The following is a 15,412-nucleotide window of genomic DNA, read 5'->3' on the forward strand; positions in this document are numbered from 1 at the left end:
ACGACTATGCCTTTTAAACCTTTAGTGACGGCAGGAATAGAAAGTCTGCTCAACACCTTCCTGTATCGCTCACCCGCGCTGAAAACTGCCCGCTCGCGTCTGTTGGGCAAAGTATTGCGCATAGAGGTAAAAGGCTTTTCGACCTCGCTGATTTTGGTATTTAGCGAACGTCAGGTCGATGTTCTGGGAGAATGGGCGGGTGATGCTGATTGCACCGTCATTGCTTATGCCAGCGTGTTACCGAAACTCCGCGATCGCCAGCAGCTTGCCGCGTTAATCCGCAGCGGCGAGCTGGAAGTGCAGGGCGATATTCAGGTAGTACAGAACTTCGTTGCACTGGCAGATCTCGCGGAGTTTGACCCAGCGGAGCTGCTGGCTCCTTATACTGGTGATATCGCTGCCGAAGGCATCAGCAAAGCCCTGCGTGGTGGCGCGAAGTTCCTGCATCACGGTATTAAACGCCAGCAACGTTATGTGGCTGAAGCAATTACCGAAGAGTGGCGTATGGCGCCAGGTCCGCTTGAAGTGGCCTGGTTTGCGGAAGAGACAGCCGCCGTTGAACGTGCCGTTGATGCGCTAACCAAACGGCTGGAAAAACTGGAGGCAGTTTAATGACGCCAGGTGAAGTACGGCGCCTGTATTTCATCATTCGCACTTTTTTAAGCTACGGACTTGATGAACTGATTCCTAAAATGCGTATCACTTTGCTGCTGCGGTTATGGCGATACTCATTGTTCTGGATGCCGAATCGGCATAAAGATAAACCATTAGGCGAGCGGCTACGACTGGCGCTGCAAGAACTGGGTCCTGTATGGATCAAGTTTGGGCAGATGTTATCGACCCGCCGCGATCTTTTCCCGCCGAATATTGCCGACCAACTGGCGTTATTGCAGGACAAAGTCGCACCGTTTGATGGCAAACTGGCGAAAGCACAAATTGAAGCGGCGATGGGCGGCTTGCCGGTGGAAGCGTGGTTTGATGATTTTGACATTACGCCCCTGGCATCGGCTTCCGTTGCGCAGGTACATACTGCGCGGCTGAAATCGAATGGCAAAGAGGTGGTGATTAAAGTTATCCGCCCGGATATTTTGCCGGTTATTAAAGCGGATCTGAAACTTATTTATCGTCTCGCCCGCTGGGTGCCGCGCTTACTGCCGGATGGACGTCGTCTGCGCCCAACTGAAGTGGTTCGCGAGTACGAGAAAACGTTGATCGACGAACTGAATTTGTTGCGGGAGTCCGCTAACGCAATCCAGTTGCGGCGCAATTTTGAAAACAGCCCGATGCTCTACATTCCGGAAGTTTACCCTGACTATTGCAGCGAAGGGATGATGGTGATGGAGCGCATCTACGGCATTCCGGTTTCTGATGTCGCGGCGCTGGAGAAAAACGGCACCAACATGAAATTGCTGGCGGAACGCGGCGTGCAGGTGTTTTTTACTCAGGTCTTCCGTGACAGTTTTTTCCATGCCGACATGCACCCAGGCAACATCTTCGTAAGCTTCGAACACCCGGAAAACCCGAAGTATATCGGTATTGATTGCGGGATTGTTGGCTCGCTAAACAAAGAAGATAAACGCTATCTGGCGGAAAACTTTATCGCCTTCTTTAACCGTGACTATCGCAAAGTGGCGGAGTTGCACGTTGATTCAGGCTGGGTGCCGCCAGATACCAACGTGGAAGATTTTGAATTTGCCATTCGTACCGTGTGCGAGCCTATCTTTGAAAAACCGCTGGCGGAAATTTCGTTTGGACATGTGCTGTTAAATCTGTTTAATACGGCGCGTCGATTCAACATGGAAGTGCAGCCGCAACTGGTGTTACTTCAGAAAACGTTGCTCTATATCGAAGGCGTTGGACGGCAACTTTATCCACAGCTCGATTTATGGAAAACTGCAAAACCCTTCCTTGAATCGTGGATTAAAGATCAGGTTGGTATTCCTGCGCTGGTGAGAGCCTTTAAGGAAAAAGCGCCGTTCTGGATCGAAAAAATGCCAGAACTGCCTGAATTGGTTTATGACAGTTTGCGCCAGGGCAAGTATTTACAGCACAGTGTTGATAAGATTGCGCGCGAGTTACAGTCGAATCATGTGCGTCAGGGACAATCCCGTTATTTTCTCGGAATTGGTGCGACATTAGTATTAAGTGGCACATTCTTGTTGGTCAGCCGACCTGAATTTGGGTTGATGCCCGCCTGGTTAATGGCGGGGGGGCTGAGCGCCTGGTTTGTCGGTTGGCGCAAAACACGCTGATTTTTTCATCGCTCAAGGCGGGCCGTGTAACGTATAATGCGGCCTTGTTTAATCATCATCTACCACAGAGGAACATGTATGGGTGGTATCAGTATTTGGCAGTTATTGATTATTGCCGTCATCGTTGTACTGCTTTTTGGCACCAAAAAGCTCGGCTCCATCGGTTCCGATCTTGGTGCGTCGATCAAAGGCTTTAAAAAAGCAATGAGCGATGATGAACCAAAGCAGGATAAAACCAGTCAGGATGCTGATTTTACTGCGAAAACTATCGTCGATAAGAAGGCGGATACGAACCAGGAACAGGCTAAAACAGAAGACGCGAAGCGCCACGATAAAGAGCAGGTGTAATCCGTGTTTGATATCGGTTTTAGCGAACTGCTATTGGTATTCATCATCGGCCTCGTCGTTCTGGGGCCGCAACGACTGCCTGTGGCGGTAAAAACGGTAGCGGGCTGGATTCGTGCGTTGCGTTCACTGGCGACAACGGTGCAGAACGAACTGACCCAGGAGTTAAAACTCCAGGAGTTTCAGGACAGCCTGAAAAAGGTTGAAAAGGCGAGTCTCACTAACCTGACGCCCGAACTGAAAGCGTCGATGGATGAACTGCGCCAGGCCGCGGAGTCGATGAAACGTTCCTACGTCGCAAACGATCCTGAAAAGGTGAGTGATGAAGCGCACACCATCCATAACCCGGTGGTGAAAGACAATGAGGCTGCGCATGAAGGCGTCACGCCTGCCGCTGCGGAAACTCAGGCCAGCTCGCCGGAACAGAAGCCAGAAGCCACGCCAGAGCCGGTGGTAAAACCTGCTGCGGACGCTGAACCGAAAACCGCTGCATCTTCCCCTTCATCGAGTGATAAACCGTAAACATGTCTGTAGAAGATACTCAACCGCTTATCACGCATCTGATTGAGCTGCGTAAGCGTCTGCTGAACTGCATTATCGCGGTGATCGTGATATTTCTGTGCCTGGTCTATTTCGCCAATGATATCTATCACCTGGTATCCGCGCCGTTGATCAAGCAGTTGCCGCAAGGTTCAACGATGATCGCCACCGACGTGGCCTCGCCGTTCTTTACGCCGATCAAGTTGACCTTTATGGTGTCGCTGATTCTGTCAGCGCCGGTGATTCTCTATCAGGTGTGGGCGTTTATCGCTCCCGCGCTGTATAAGCACGAACGTCGTCTGGTGGTGCCGTTGCTGGTTTCCAGCTCTCTGCTGTTTTATATCGGTATGGCGTTTGCCTATTTTGTGGTCTTCCCGCTGGCATTTGGCTTCCTTGCCAATACCGCGCCAGAAGGGGTACAGGTGTCCACCGACATCGCCAGCTACTTAAGCTTCGTTATGGCGTTGTTTATGGCGTTTGGCGTCTCCTTCGAAGTACCGGTGGCAATTGTGCTGCTGTGCTGGATGGGGATTACCTCTCCAGAAGACTTACGCAAAAAACGCCCGTATGTGCTGGTTGGCGCATTTGTTGTCGGGATGCTACTGACGCCGCCGGATGTCTTCTCGCAAACGCTGCTGGCGATCCCGATGTACTGCCTGTTTGAAATCGGTGTCTTCTTCTCACGCTTTTACGTTGGTAAAGGCCGAAACCGGGAAGAAGAAAACGACGCTGAAGCAGAAAGCGAAAAAACTGAAGAATAAATTCAACCGCCCGTCAGGGCGGTTGTCATATGGAGAGCAGGATGTTTGATATCGGCGTTAATTTGACCAGTTCGCAATTTGCGAAAGACCGCGATGATGTTGTGGCACGCGCTTTTGCTGCGGGTGTTGATGGGCTACTCGTCACCGGCACTAACCTGCACGAAAGCCAACAGGCGCAAAAACTGGCGCGTCAGTATCTGCACTGTTGGTCAACGGCAGGCGTGCATCCTCACGACAGCAGCCAGTGGCAAGATGCAACAGAAGAAGTGCTTGTGGAGCTGGCCTCGCAGCCAGAAGTGGTGGCGATGGGTGAGTGTGGCCTCGACTTTAACCGCAACTTTTCTACGCCAGAAGAACAGGAACGTGCCTTTGTTGCCCAGTTGCGTATTGCCGCAGAATTAAACATGCCGGTGTTTATGCACTGTCGCGATGCCCATGAGCGGTTTATTACATTGCTGGAGCCGTGGCTGGATAAACTACCTGGCGCGGTGTTGCACTGTTTTACTGGCACACGCGAAGAGATGCAGGCATGTGTGGCGCGAGGCATTTATATTGGCATTACTGGTTGGGTTTGCGATGAACGACGCGGACTGGAACTGCGAGAACTGTTGCCGTTGATTCCGGCAGATAAACTACTGATTGAAACTGATGCACCGTATTTGCTCCCACGCGATCTCACGCCGAAGCCATCCTCCCGGCGCAACGAGCCAGCCTGTTTGCCCCATATTTTGCAACGTATTGCGCACTGGCGTGGGGAAGATGCCGCATGGCTGGCTGCCACCACGGATGCCAATGTCAAAAAGTTATTTGGGATTGCGTTCTAGAGTTTGCGGAACTCGGTGTTCTTCACACTGTGCTTAATCTCTTTATTGATAAGATTAAGCAAGAGCATAGAGCGTGCCTCACCGTCGGGTTCGGTGAAAATGGCCTGAAAACCTTCGAAAGCACCTTCGGTAATAATCACCTTATCACCTGGATATGGCGTTGCCGGATCGACAATGTCTTTCGGTTTATACACCGATAACTGATGAATCACCGCCGATGGGACTATCGCTGGCGATGCGCCAAAACGGACAAAGTGGCTGACACCCCGAGTGGCGTTGATGGTGGTGGTATGAATCACTTCTGGATCAAATTCCACAAACAGGTAGTTGGGGAACAATGGCTCACTGACTGCAGTACGTTTGCCTCGTACGATTTTTTCCAGGGTGATCATCGGCGCCAGGCAATTAACCGCCTGTCTTTCGAGGTGTTCCTGGGCACGTTGGAGTTGCCCGCGCTTGCAGTACAGTAAATACCAGGATTGCATAATGACTCTTATCCGTTTAATCGGGGCGCAAGAATAGCAAAAGCGATGCGTTAAGTTAATTATATTCCCGGGTTTGCGTTATACCGCCTGAGTTCACGCTAATTTAACAAATTTACAGCATCGTAAAGATGAACGCCGTATAATGTGCGCAGATTAAGAGGCTACAATGGACGCCATGAAATATAACGATTTACGCGACTTCCTGACCTTGCTTGAACAGCAGGGTGAGCTAAAACGTATCACGCTCCCGGTGGATCCGCATCTGGAAATGACTGAAATAGCCGACCGCACATTGCGTGCCGGTGGACCTGCGCTGTTGTTTGAAAATCCTAAAGGTTATTCAATGCCGGTGCTGTGCAACCTGTTTGGTACGCCGAAACGTGTCGCTATGGGTATGGGGCAAGAGGATGTTTCGGCGTTGCGGGAAGTCGGTAAATTATTAGCGTTTCTGAAAGAACCGGAGCCGCCAAAAGGCTTTCGCGATCTGTTTGATAAGCTGCCGCAGTTTAAGCAGGTGTTGAACATGCCGACGAAACGGTTACGTGGTGCGCCCTGTCAGCAAAAAATTGTTTCTGGTGATGATGTCGATCTCAACCGCATTCCCATTATGACCTGCTGGCCGGAAGATGCTGCTCCGTTGATTACCTGGGGGTTGACGGTGACGCGGGGGCCGCACAAAGAGCGGCAAAATCTTGGCATTTATCGCCAGCAGTTGATTGGTAAAAACAAGCTGATTATGCGCTGGCTGTCGCACCGCGGCGGTGCGCTGGATTATCAGGAGTGGTGCGCGGCGCATCCGGGTGAACGTTTTCCGATCTCTGTTGCTCTGGGGGCTGATCCTGCGACGATTCTCGGCGCGGTGACGCCAGTGCCGGATACGTTGTCGGAATACGCCTTTGCCGGATTGTTACGTGGCACCAAAACCGAAGTGGTGAAGTGCATTTCTAATGACCTCGAAGTACCTGCCAGTGCAGAAATCGTGCTGGAAGGGTATATCGACCCGGGTGAGATGGCTGCAGAAGGCCCATATGGTGACCACACGGGTTACTATAATGAAGTTGATAGCTTCCCTGTCTTTACCGTAACGCACATTACCCAGCGTGAAGATGCGATTTACCACTCCACCTATACCGGTCGTCCGCCAGATGAACCTGCGGTGTTGGGCGTGGCGCTGAACGAAGTGTTCGTGCCGATTCTGCAAAAACAGTTCCCGGAAATTGTTGATTTTTATCTGCCGCCGGAAGGCTGCTCTTATCGACTGGCGGTAGTGACGATCAAAAAACAGTACGCTGGACACGCAAAGCGCGTCATGATGGGCGTCTGGTCGTTCTTACGTCAGTTTATGTACACTAAATTTGTGATCGTCTGCGATGATGATGTCAACGCACGCGACTGGAACGATGTGATTTGGGCGATTACTACCCGCATGGACCCGGCGCGGGATACGGTGCTGGTTGAAAATACGCCTATTGATTATCTGGACTTTGCCTCGCCTGTTTCCGGGCTGGGTTCAAAAATGGGGCTGGATGCCACGAATAAATGGCCAGGGGAAACCCAGCGTGAGTGGGGGCGTCCTATCAAAAAAGATCCGGATGTTGTTGCGCATATTGACGCAATCTGGGATGAACTGGCCATCTTTAACAACGGTAAAAGCGCCTGATGCGCGTTTGTTTTGCCCTATTTATTGATCCGACAGAGAAAGCGCATGACAACCTTAAGCTGTAAAGTGACCTCGGTAGAAGCTATCACGGATACCGTATACCGTGTTCGAATCGTGCCAGATGCGGCCTTTTCATTCCGTGCAGGTCAGTATTTGATGGTAGTGATGGACGAGCGCGATAAACGCCCATTTTCAATGGCCTCAACGCCTGATGAAAAAGGATTTATCGAGTTGCATATCGGTGCTTCTGAAATCAATCTTTACGCGAAAGCTGTCATGGACCGCATCCTTAAAGATCATCAAATCGTAGTCGATATCCCCCACGGTGAAGCCTGGCTGCGCGATGATGAAGAGCGTCCAATGATTCTTATTGCCGGCGGCACGGGCTTCTCTTATGCCCGTTCTATTTTGCTGACGGCGCTGGCGCGTAATCCCAATCGTAATATCACTATTTACTGGGGCGGGCGTGAGCAGCAACATCTGTACGATCTTTCTGAGCTTGAGGCGCTTTCGCTTAAGCATCCTGGTTTACAAGTGGTGCCGGTGGTTGAACAGCCGGAAGCGGGTTGGCGAGGGCGTACCGGTACGGTATTAACGGCGGTGTTGCAGGATCACGGTACGTTAGCAGAGCATGATATCTATATCGCTGGACGTTTTGAGATGGCGAAAATCGCCCGAGACCTGTTCTGCAATGAGCGTAATGCGCGGGAAGATCGCCTGTTTGGCGATGCGTTTGCGTTTATCTAAGGGTTAAAAAAACCCGCCCCTGACAGGCGGGAAAAACGGCAACTAAAGCTTTATTCAGTGGCATTACTCTATGTCGCGTCTTATCCGGCCTACAAAGAGTCCTGAACCGTAGGCCGGATAAGGCGTTCACGCCGCATCCGGCAAGTGTTTAAACCCGCTCAAACACCGTCGCAATGCCCTGACCCAGACCGATACACATCGTCGCCAGACCAAACTGGGCATCTTTGCGTTCCATCAGATTCAGCAGCGTGGTGCTGATACGCGCACCGGAACAGCCCAGCGGATGACCCAGTGCGATCGCGCCACCGTTGAGGTTGATCTTCTCGTCAATCTGCTCCATCAGCCCCAGATCTTTAATACACGGCAGGATCTGCGCGGCAAAGGCTTCATTCATTTCAAACACGCCGATATCGCTGGCAGAAAGCCCCGCTTTTTTCAGCGCCAGCTTCGAGGCCGGAACCGGGCCGTAACCCATAATCGACGGGTCACAACCGACAACCGCCATCGAACGCACGCGGGCGCGTGGCTTAAGACCTAATTCACGGGCGCGGCTTTCACTCATCACCAGCATGGCTGCAGCACCATCGGAAAGCGCAGAAGACGTGCCCGCCGTTACCGTACCGCTGACCGGATCGAACGCCGGACGTAGCGTGGCGAGGGCTTCCACGGTGGTTTCCGGGCGAATCACTTCGTCGTAATTAAACTGCTTCAGTACACCGTCGGCATCGTGACCACCTGTCGGGATGATTTCATTTTTAAATGCGCCCGACTGCGTGGCGGCCCAGGCACGAGCGTGTGACCGTGCGGCAAAGGCATCCTGCATTTCACGGCTGATACCGTGCATACGCGCCAGCATTTCTGCCGTTAAGCCCATCAGGCCCGCCGCTTTGGCAACATTGCGGCTAAGACCCGGGTGAAAATCGACACCGTGGCTCATTGGTACATGACCCATATGTTCCACACCGCCGACCAGACATGCCTGCGCATCGCCAGTCATGATCATTCGTGCCGCGTCGTGCAATGCCTGCATGGATGAACCACACAAGCGATTGACGGTAACCGCCGGGACGGAATGCGGCACTTCTGCCAACAGCGCCGCGTTACGGGCGATGTTGAAACCCTGCTCCAGCGTTTGCTGCACACAACCCCAGTAAATATCGTCGAGAGCCGCTGCTTCCAGCGCCGGATTACGCGCCAGTAGACTACGCATTAAATGAGCGGAGAGGTCTTCCGCGCGCACGTGACGAAAAGCACCGCCCTTCGAACGGCCCATCGGGGTGCGAATTGCATCGACAATGACAACCTGTTCCATTGTGACTCCTTAAGCCGTTTTCAGGTCGCCAACCGGACGGGCTGGCTCAACCGGGGGATAGTATGGTTCGTTATGGCGCGCTTTATTACGCAGACCTTCCGGCACTTCATACAGTGGGCCGAGGTGCTGATATTGCTGCGCCATATCGAGATATTTCGCGCTGCCGAGGGTGTCCAGCCAGCGGAACGCGCCGCCGTGGAACGGAGGGAAGCCCAGGCCGTAGACCAGCGCCATATCCGCTTCTGCCGGAGTGGCGATAATGCCTTCTTCCAGGCAGCGCACCACTTCGTTGACCATCGGGATCATCATGCGGGCGATAATCTCTTCCTCGCTGAAATCACGCTTTGGCTGGCTGACTTCTGCCAGCAGGCCGTCAACGGCGGAATCTTCTTCTTTCTTCGGCTTGCCTTTGCTGTCTTCTTTATAGCGCCAGAAACCGAGACAATTCTTCTGACCAAAGCGGTTGGCATCAAACAATGAATCGATGGCGTCGCGATAATCTTTTTGCATCCGCTGCGGGAAGCCCGCTGCCATCACTGCCTGGGCGTGATGCGCGGTATCAATCCCCACGACATCCAGCAGGTATGCCGGACCCATCGGCCAGCCAAACTGTTTTTCCATCACCTTGTCGATCTTGCGGAAATCCGCGCCGTCACGTAGTAACTGGCTGAAACCAGCGAAGTACGGGAACAGCACGCGGTTAACGAAGAAGCCCGGGCAGTCGTTAACTACGATCGGCGTCTTGCCCATCTTGCTTGCCCAGGCGACAACTTTTGCGATGGTTTCGTCGGAGCTTTTCTCACCGCGAATAATTTCTACCAACGGCATCCGGTGCACCGGGTTAAAGAAGTGCATCCCGCAGAAATTTTCCGGGCGTTCCAGCGCGTTGGCCAGTTCGCTGATAGGAATGGTTGAAGTGTTAGAAGCCAGCACGGTATCCGGACGTACTTTCTGCTCAGTTTCTGCCAGCACGGCTTTTTTCACTTTCGGGTTTTCAACAACCGCTTCTACCACAATATCCACGCGGTCAAACCCGGCGTAGTCGAGCGTTGGGTGAATCGTGGAGATCACGCCAGCCAGTTTCAGACCATCGATCTTGCCGCGCTCAAGCTGCTTGTTCAGCAGTTTCGCGGCTTCGGTCATGCCGAGGGTTAACGACTTGTCGTTGATATCTTTCATGACAACCGGCACGCCTTTCCACGCGGACTGATAAGCAATGCCGCCCCCCATAATGCCCGCGCCCAGTACAGCGGCCTGTTTCGGTGTTTCAACGTCTTGGGTAAGTTTTTTCGCTTTGCCTTTTACATATTGATCGTTAAGGAAAATGCCGACCAGTGCGCGGGCTTCTTTGGTGTGCGCCAGCGGAACAAAGCTTTTGTTTTCCAGGTTTAAGGCTTCTTCACGACCAAAACGGGCGGCGGCTTCAATGGTTTTTACTGCGGTGATGGGGGCCGGGTAATGTTTCCCCGCTGTTTGTGCGACCATCCCTTTAGCGATGGTGAAGCTCATGGTGGCTTCAATCTTGCTAAGTTTCAGCGGTTCCAGCTTCGGCTGACGTTTCGCTTTCCAGTCGAGGTCGCCGTTAATGGCCTGGCGTAAAATTGCCATCGCGCCTTCAAGTAGTTTTTCTGCTTTGACTACGCCATCAACCAGACCGATTTTCAGCGCCTGTTCGGCCCCGACATCTTTACCGGCGGCAATGATTTCCAGCGCACTGTCAGCGCCCAGCATTCGTGGCATACGCACGGAGCCGCCAAAGCCCGGCATGATGCCAAGTTTGGTTTCCGGCAACCCGATACGCAGATCCGGCGTCGCCAGACGATAATCGGTCGCCAGCACGCATTCGCAGCCACCGCCCAGCGCGTAGCCGTTGACCGCGGCAATGGTCGGCACCGGCAGATCTTCCAGTCGATTAAACACGCTATTGGCAAAATGCAGCCACTGGCTTAACTGTTCTTCCGGAACGAGAAACAGCGATAAAAATTCGGTGATATCGGCACCGACAATAAAGGCTGCTTTGTTCGAACGCAGCAGCAGCCCTTTTAAATCTGATTGTTGTTCCAGCACGCCGATGGCCTCACCGAGGCTGGCGACGGTTGCAGTGTCGAGTTTATTAACTGAGCCTGGGGCATCGAACACCAGTTCGGCAATGCCATCTTCCAGCCAGTCAAGGTACAGGGTGTCGCCTTTGTAAAGCATGTCAGTCTCCTGAATCCGCAAGGTGATCTGGTCGTACCAGATGGCTTGAAGTGTGTGTTTTATGTTAAAAATATGCAAATAAAAGATTAAAGAAATGCCGTTCTGATCACGCTCGGCAGAAATCACGCTCTGTATGAACGTTGTGCTAAGATGCGGAGACTTAAGGTCAAAAAACAGAAGGGTAAAAAATGGAATCACTGGCCTCGCTTTATAAAAATCATATAGCTACCTTGCAAGAACGGACTCGCGATGCGCTGGCGCGCTTCAAGCTGGATGCATTACTTATTCACTCTGGCGAGCTGTTCAACGTTTTTCTCGACGATCATCCCTATCCGTTTAAAGTGAACCCGCAATTCAAAGCATGGGTGCCGGTAACTCAGGTGCCAAACTGCTGGTTGCTGGTGGATGGCGTGAACAAACCGAAACTGTGGTTTTATCTGCCGGTTGATTACTGGCACAACGTTGAACCGCTGCCGACCTCCTTCTGGACTGAAGATGTGGAAGTGATCGCGCTGCCGAAAGCTGATGGTATTGGTAGCCAACTGCCTGCCGCGCGCGGCAATATCGGTTATATTGGTCCGGTGCCGGAACGTGCGCTGCAACTGGGCATTGAGGCCAGCAACATCAACCCGAAAGGGGTCATTGACTACCTGCATTACTACCGTTCTTTCAAAACCGAGTACGAACTGACCTGTATGCGTGAAGCGCAGAAAATGGCGGTCAATGGTCATCGCGCGGCAGAAGAAGCCTTCCGTTCCGGTATGAGCGAGTTCGATATCAACATCGCCTACCTGACCGCGACCGGCCATCGTGATACCGACGTACCTTACAGCAACATTGTGGCGCTTAACGAACATGCTGCGGTGTTGCATTACACCAAACTGGATCATCAGGCGCCGGAAGAGATGCGCAGCTTCCTGCTGGACGCCGGGGCCGAATATAACGGCTATGCGGCTGACCTGACTCGTACCTGGTCGGCAAAAAGCGACAATGACTATGCGCAACTGGTGAAAGACGTTAATGATGAACAACTGGCGCTGATCGCCACCATGAAGGCGGGTGTCAGCTATGTGGATTACCACATCCAGTTCCATCAGCGCATCGCTAAACTGTTGCGTAAACACCAAATCATCACTGATATGAGTGAAGAAGCGATGGTCGAAAACGATCTTACCGGGCCGTTTATGCCGCACGGTATCGGGCATCCGCTTGGCCTGCAGGTGCATGACGTAGCCGGTTTTATGCAGGATGATAGTGGTACGCATCTCGCGGCACCGGCAAAATATCCGTACCTGCGCTGCACTCGTATTCTCCAGCCGGGGATGGTGTTAACCATCGAACCGGGTATCTACTTCATCGAATCGCTGCTGGCTCCGTGGCGTGAAGGGCAGTTCAGCAAACACTTCAACTGGCAGAAAATTGAAGCACTGAAACCGTTCGGCGGCATTCGTATCGAAGACAACGTGGTGATCCACGAAAATAACGTGGAAAACATGACCCGGGATTTGAAGCTGGCGTGATGGAAAGCTGGTTAATTCCTGCGGCACCGGTCACGGTCGTTGAAGAGATCAAAAAAAGCCGCTTCATTACGCTGTTGGCACATACCGATGGCGTCGAGGCGGCGAAAGCGTTTGTTGAATCAGTACGGGCAGAACACCCCGATGCTCGCCACCATTGCGTGGCGTGGGTGGCGGGGGCGCCTGACGATTCACAACAACTGGGCTTCTCCGATGACGGTGAACCGGCGGGAACGGCAGGTAAACCGATGCTCGCCCAACTGATGGGCAGCGGCGTCGGGGAAATTACCGCCGTGGTGGTGCGCTACTACGGCGGCATATTGCTGGGCACCGGTGGGTTAGTGAAAGCTTATGGCGGCGGCGTGAATCAGGCACTGCGCCAGCTAACGACCCAACGCAAGACGCCATTAACCGAATATACTTTGCAATGTGAATATAGTCAGTTAACCGGTATTGAAGCGTTGCTGGGGCAGTGTGACGGCAAAGTTATTACCAGCGATTATCAGGCATTCGTTCTGCTGCGGGTGGCGCTTCCGGCGGCGAAAGTGGCTGAATTTTCCGCAAAGCTGGCGGATTTTAGCCGTGGTTCATTGCAATTGTTAGCGATTGAAGAATAATCCCCACTTCATTTTGCAGAACTAAGGAAGCGGCAGAGATGCATTTTCGCGCTATAACCCGAATCGTTGGACTACTGGTCATCTTATTTTCAGGGACCATGATTATCCCTGGGCTGGTAGCGCTCATCTACCGGGATGGGGCGGGCCGCGCATTTACCCAGACCTTTTTTGTCGCCCTCGCGATTGGCTCCATGCTGTGGTGGCCGAACCGTAAAGAGAAGGGCGAGCTGAAATCCCGCGAAGGGTTTCTGATTGTGGTGCTGTTCTGGACCGTGCTGGGTAGTGTCGGTGCGCTCCCTTTTATCTTCTCGGAAAGCCCGAACCTCACCATTACAGATGCGTTTTTTGAATCCTTCTCCGGTCTGACCACCACAGGCGCAACGACGCTGGTGGGGTTGGACTCACTCCCTCATGCCATCCTCTTTTATCGCCAGATGCTGCAATGGTTTGGCGGGATGGGGATCATCGTGTTAGCAGTCGCGATACTGCCTATTCTCGGTGTAGGTGGAATGCAGCTCTATCGCGCGGAAATGCCCGGCCCGCTGAAAGATAACAAAATGCGCCCGCGTATTGCGGAAACGGCAAAAACTTTGTGGTTGATTTATGTTCTGTTGACCGTCGCCTGTGCGCTGGCGCTGTGGTTTGCTGGAATGGATGCCTTTGATGCCATCGGTCATAGCTTTGCGACAATCTCTATTGGTGGTTTCTCGACACATGATGCTAGTGTTGGCTATTTCGATAGCCCGACCATTAACACTATTATTGCTATTTTCTTGCTGATCTCCGGCTGTAACTACGGTCTGCACTTCTCGCTGTTAAGTGGGCGTAGTCTGAAGGTTTACTGGCGCGATCCGGAATTTCGCATGTTTATCGGCGTACAGTTTACGCTGGTGGTTATTTGTACACTCGTACTGTGGTTTCATAATGTCTACAGTTCGGCGCTGATGACGATTAACCAGGCATTTTTCCAGGTAGTGTCGATGGCGACGACCGCCGGGTTTACGACCGACAGCATTGCCCGCTGGCCGCTCTTTTTGCCGGTACTACTGTTGTGCTCTGCATTTATCGGTGGTTGCGCCGGGTCAACGGGCGGTGGCCTGAAAGTGATCCGCATTCTGCTGTTGTTCAAACAGGGGAACCGTGAGCTGAAACGTCTGGTGCATCCGAATGCTGTTTATAGCATTAAGCTAGGGAACCGCGCATTGCCGGAACGCATCCTTGAAGCCGTGTGGGGATTCTTCTCTGCTTATGCGTTAGTTTTTATTGTCAGTATGCTGGCGATTATCGCCACTGGCGTGGATGACTTTTCTGCCTTTGCGTCGGTTGTTGCGACATTGAATAACCTGGGGCCAGGGCTTGGTGTGGTTGCTGATAACTTTACCAGCATGAATCCGGTGGCTAAATGGATCCTGATTGCCAATATGCTATTTGGTCGTCTCGAGGTCTTTACATTGCTGGTGCTCTTTACCCCGACTTTCTGGCGTGAATGATGGAGTAATACGTGAAAACATTAATTCTTTTCTCAACAAGGGATGGACAAACGCGCGAGATTGCCTCGTATCTGGCTTCGGAATTGAAAGAACTGGGGAGCCAGGCGGATGTTGTCAACTTGCATCGCACCGAAGAACCAGAATGGGAAAACTACGACTGCGTGGTAATTGGTGCATCTATTCGCTACGGTCATTACCATTCTGCGTTCCAGGAGTTTGTCAAAACGCATGCCACACGCCTGAACTCCATGCCGAGCGCCTTTTACTCGGTGAACCTGGTGGCGCGCAAACCGGAGAAGCGTACTGTGCAGACCAACAGCTACGCGCGGAAGTTTTTGATGAATTCACAATGGCGTCCCGATCGCTGCGCGGTTATCGCTGGGGCGCTGCGTTATCCACGCTACCGTTGGTACGACCGCTTTATGATCAAGCTGATTATGAAGATGTCTGGCGGAGAAACGGATACGCGCAAAGAAGTTGTCTATACCGATTGGGAACAGGTAGCGAATTTTGCCCGAGAAATCGCCCATTTAACCAACAAACCGATGATGAAATAAGCATAAAGAATAAAAAACACGCATTCGGAAAATTATTTTAAATTTCCTCTTGTCAGGCCGGAATAACTCCCTATAATGCGCCACCACTGACACGGAACAACGGCAA

15 protein-coding genes are annotated in these 15,412 nt (G+C 52.4%); 12 read left to right on the plus strand and 3 right to left on the minus strand.

Features of this window, described 5'->3' with window-relative positions:
* The first annotated feature begins 6 nt into the window (after positions 1-6).
* The 6 genes from ubiJ (at position 7) to tatD (ending at position 4,722) form a co-directional block, all read left to right on the plus strand.
* Positions 7-612, plus strand: a complete 606-nt coding sequence (gene ubiJ, locus A31E_RS03275) for a ubiquinone biosynthesis protein UbiJ (protein WP_001116105.1) — start codon at positions 7-9, stop codon at positions 610-612.
* A complete protein-coding gene (gene ubiB, locus A31E_RS03270; protein WP_016249454.1) occupies positions 612-2,252 on the plus strand; it encodes a ubiquinone biosynthesis regulatory protein kinase UbiB in 1,641 nt (546 codons plus the stop codon). The genes ubiJ and ubiB overlap by 1 nt, the downstream gene beginning before the upstream one ends.
* Positions 2,253-2,330: 78 nt before the next feature.
* On the plus strand, positions 2,331-2,600 hold the full coding sequence (tatA, locus tag A31E_RS03265) for a Sec-independent protein translocase subunit TatA (RefSeq protein ID WP_016249455.1): 270 nt from the start codon (positions 2,331-2,333) through the stop codon (positions 2,598-2,600).
* A 3-nt stretch (positions 2,601-2,603) separates the two neighbouring features.
* A complete protein-coding gene (tatB, locus tag A31E_RS03260; RefSeq protein ID WP_000459603.1) occupies positions 2,604-3,119 on the plus strand; it encodes a Sec-independent protein translocase protein TatB in 516 nt (171 codons plus the stop codon).
* Positions 3,120-3,121: 2 nt separating this feature from the next.
* Entirely contained in the window at positions 3,122-3,898 is a 777-nt protein-coding gene (tatC, locus tag A31E_RS03255) for a Sec-independent protein translocase subunit TatC (RefSeq protein ID WP_000109943.1), read from the plus strand.
* Positions 3,899-3,939: 41 nt separating this feature from the next.
* Positions 3,940-4,722 (plus strand): 3'-5' ssDNA/RNA exonuclease TatD, encoded by a 783-nt coding sequence (gene tatD / locus A31E_RS03250; protein WP_016249456.1) that lies wholly within the window; start codon positions 3,940-3,942, stop codon positions 4,720-4,722.
* Here tatD and rfaH read toward each other — a convergent pair.
* A complete protein-coding gene (gene rfaH / locus A31E_RS03245) occupies positions 4,719-5,207 on the minus strand; it encodes a transcription/translation regulatory transformer protein RfaH (protein ID WP_001192396.1) in 489 nt (162 codons plus the stop codon). The genes tatD and rfaH overlap by 4 nt on opposite strands.
* Positions 5,208-5,373: 166 nt before the next feature.
* Between rfaH and ubiD the strand changes: the two genes are divergently transcribed.
* Together ubiD and fre are read left to right on the plus strand one after the other, a co-directional pair.
* On the plus strand, positions 5,374-6,867 hold the full coding sequence (gene ubiD, locus A31E_RS03240; protein WP_000339824.1) for a 4-hydroxy-3-polyprenylbenzoate decarboxylase: 1,494 nt from the start codon (positions 5,374-5,376) through the stop codon (positions 6,865-6,867).
* Between the two features lie 45 nt (positions 6,868-6,912).
* Entirely contained in the window at positions 6,913-7,614 is a 702-nt protein-coding gene (gene fre / locus A31E_RS03235; RefSeq protein WP_001517365.1) for an NAD(P)H-flavin reductase, read from the plus strand.
* A gap of 148 nt (positions 7,615-7,762) precedes the next feature.
* On the opposite strand, the gene fadA is transcribed toward fre, so the two are convergent.
* Together fadA and fadB are read right to left on the minus strand one after the other, a co-directional pair.
* Positions 7,763-8,926 (minus strand): acetyl-CoA C-acyltransferase FadA, encoded by a 1,164-nt coding sequence (fadA, locus tag A31E_RS03230; protein ID WP_000438693.1) that lies wholly within the window; start codon positions 8,924-8,926, stop codon positions 7,763-7,765.
* 9 nt (positions 8,927-8,935) lie between these two features.
* Complete coding sequence (gene fadB, locus A31E_RS03225) at positions 8,936-11,125, minus strand: fatty acid oxidation complex subunit alpha FadB (RefSeq protein ID WP_016249457.1); 2,190 nt, start codon at positions 11,123-11,125, stop codon at positions 8,936-8,938.
* A 188-nt stretch (positions 11,126-11,313) separates the two neighbouring features.
* Between fadB and pepQ the strand changes: the two genes are divergently transcribed.
* The 4 genes from pepQ to hemG are packed head-to-tail and all read left to right on the plus strand — an operon-like array spanning position 11,314 to position 15,306.
* Positions 11,314-12,645: a Xaa-Pro dipeptidase gene (pepQ, locus tag A31E_RS03220; protein ID WP_001517361.1), complete on the plus strand. Its 1,332-nt coding sequence runs from the start codon at positions 11,314-11,316 to the stop codon at positions 12,643-12,645.
* Positions 12,645-13,259, plus strand: coding sequence for an IMPACT family protein (locus A31E_RS03215; protein ID WP_001517360.1), 615 nt, complete (start codon positions 12,645-12,647; stop codon positions 13,257-13,259). The genes pepQ and A31E_RS03215 overlap by 1 nt, the downstream gene beginning before the upstream one ends.
* A 38-nt stretch (positions 13,260-13,297) precedes the next feature.
* Positions 13,298-14,749 (plus strand): Trk system potassium transporter TrkH, encoded by a 1,452-nt coding sequence (gene trkH, locus A31E_RS03210; RefSeq protein WP_016249458.1) that lies wholly within the window; start codon positions 13,298-13,300, stop codon positions 14,747-14,749.
* A gap of 11 nt (positions 14,750-14,760) precedes the next feature.
* Positions 14,761-15,306 (plus strand): menaquinone-dependent protoporphyrinogen IX dehydrogenase, encoded by a 546-nt coding sequence (gene hemG, locus A31E_RS03205; RefSeq protein WP_000853977.1) that lies wholly within the window; start codon positions 14,761-14,763, stop codon positions 15,304-15,306.
* Positions 15,307-15,412 lie beyond the last annotated feature (106 nt).

Source organism: Escherichia sp. KTE159 (assembly GCF_000408805.1).
Taxonomy (GTDB): domain Bacteria; phylum Pseudomonadota; class Gammaproteobacteria; order Enterobacterales; family Enterobacteriaceae; genus Escherichia; species Escherichia marmotae.

What these genes read in the sequence shown, in the direction of transcription:
- ubiJ (WP_001116105.1), top strand. Translation starts at nt 7, where the DNA reads ATGCCTTTTAAACCTTTAGTGACGGCAGGAATAGAAAGTCTGCTCAAC.
- ubiB (WP_016249454.1), top strand. Translation starts at nt 612, where the DNA reads ATGACGCCAGGTGAAGTACGGCGCCTGTATTTCATCATTCGCACTTTT.
- tatA (WP_016249455.1), top strand. Translation starts at nt 2,331, where the DNA reads ATGGGTGGTATCAGTATTTGGCAGTTATTGATTATTGCCGTCATCGTT.
- tatC (WP_000109943.1), top strand. Translation starts at nt 3,122, where the DNA reads ATGTCTGTAGAAGATACTCAACCGCTTATCACGCATCTGATTGAGCTG.
- tatD (WP_016249456.1), top strand. Translation starts at nt 3,940, where the DNA reads ATGTTTGATATCGGCGTTAATTTGACCAGTTCGCAATTTGCGAAAGAC.
- rfaH (WP_001192396.1), bottom strand. Translation starts at nt 5,207, where the DNA reads ATGCAATCCTGGTATTTACTGTACTGCAAGCGCGGGCAACTCCAACGT.
- ubiD (WP_000339824.1), top strand. Translation starts at nt 5,374, where the DNA reads ATGGACGCCATGAAATATAACGATTTACGCGACTTCCTGACCTTGCTT.
- fre (WP_001517365.1), top strand. Translation starts at nt 6,913, where the DNA reads ATGACAACCTTAAGCTGTAAAGTGACCTCGGTAGAAGCTATCACGGAT.
- fadA (WP_000438693.1), bottom strand. Translation starts at nt 8,926, where the DNA reads ATGGAACAGGTTGTCATTGTCGATGCAATTCGCACCCCGATGGGCCGT.
- fadB (WP_016249457.1), bottom strand. Translation starts at nt 11,125, where the DNA reads ATGCTTTACAAAGGCGACACCCTGTACCTTGACTGGCTGGAAGATGGC.
- pepQ (WP_001517361.1), top strand. Translation starts at nt 11,314, where the DNA reads ATGGAATCACTGGCCTCGCTTTATAAAAATCATATAGCTACCTTGCAA.
- A31E_RS03215 (WP_001517360.1), top strand. Translation starts at nt 12,645, where the DNA reads ATGGAAAGCTGGTTAATTCCTGCGGCACCGGTCACGGTCGTTGAAGAG.
- trkH (WP_016249458.1), top strand. Translation starts at nt 13,298, where the DNA reads ATGCATTTTCGCGCTATAACCCGAATCGTTGGACTACTGGTCATCTTA.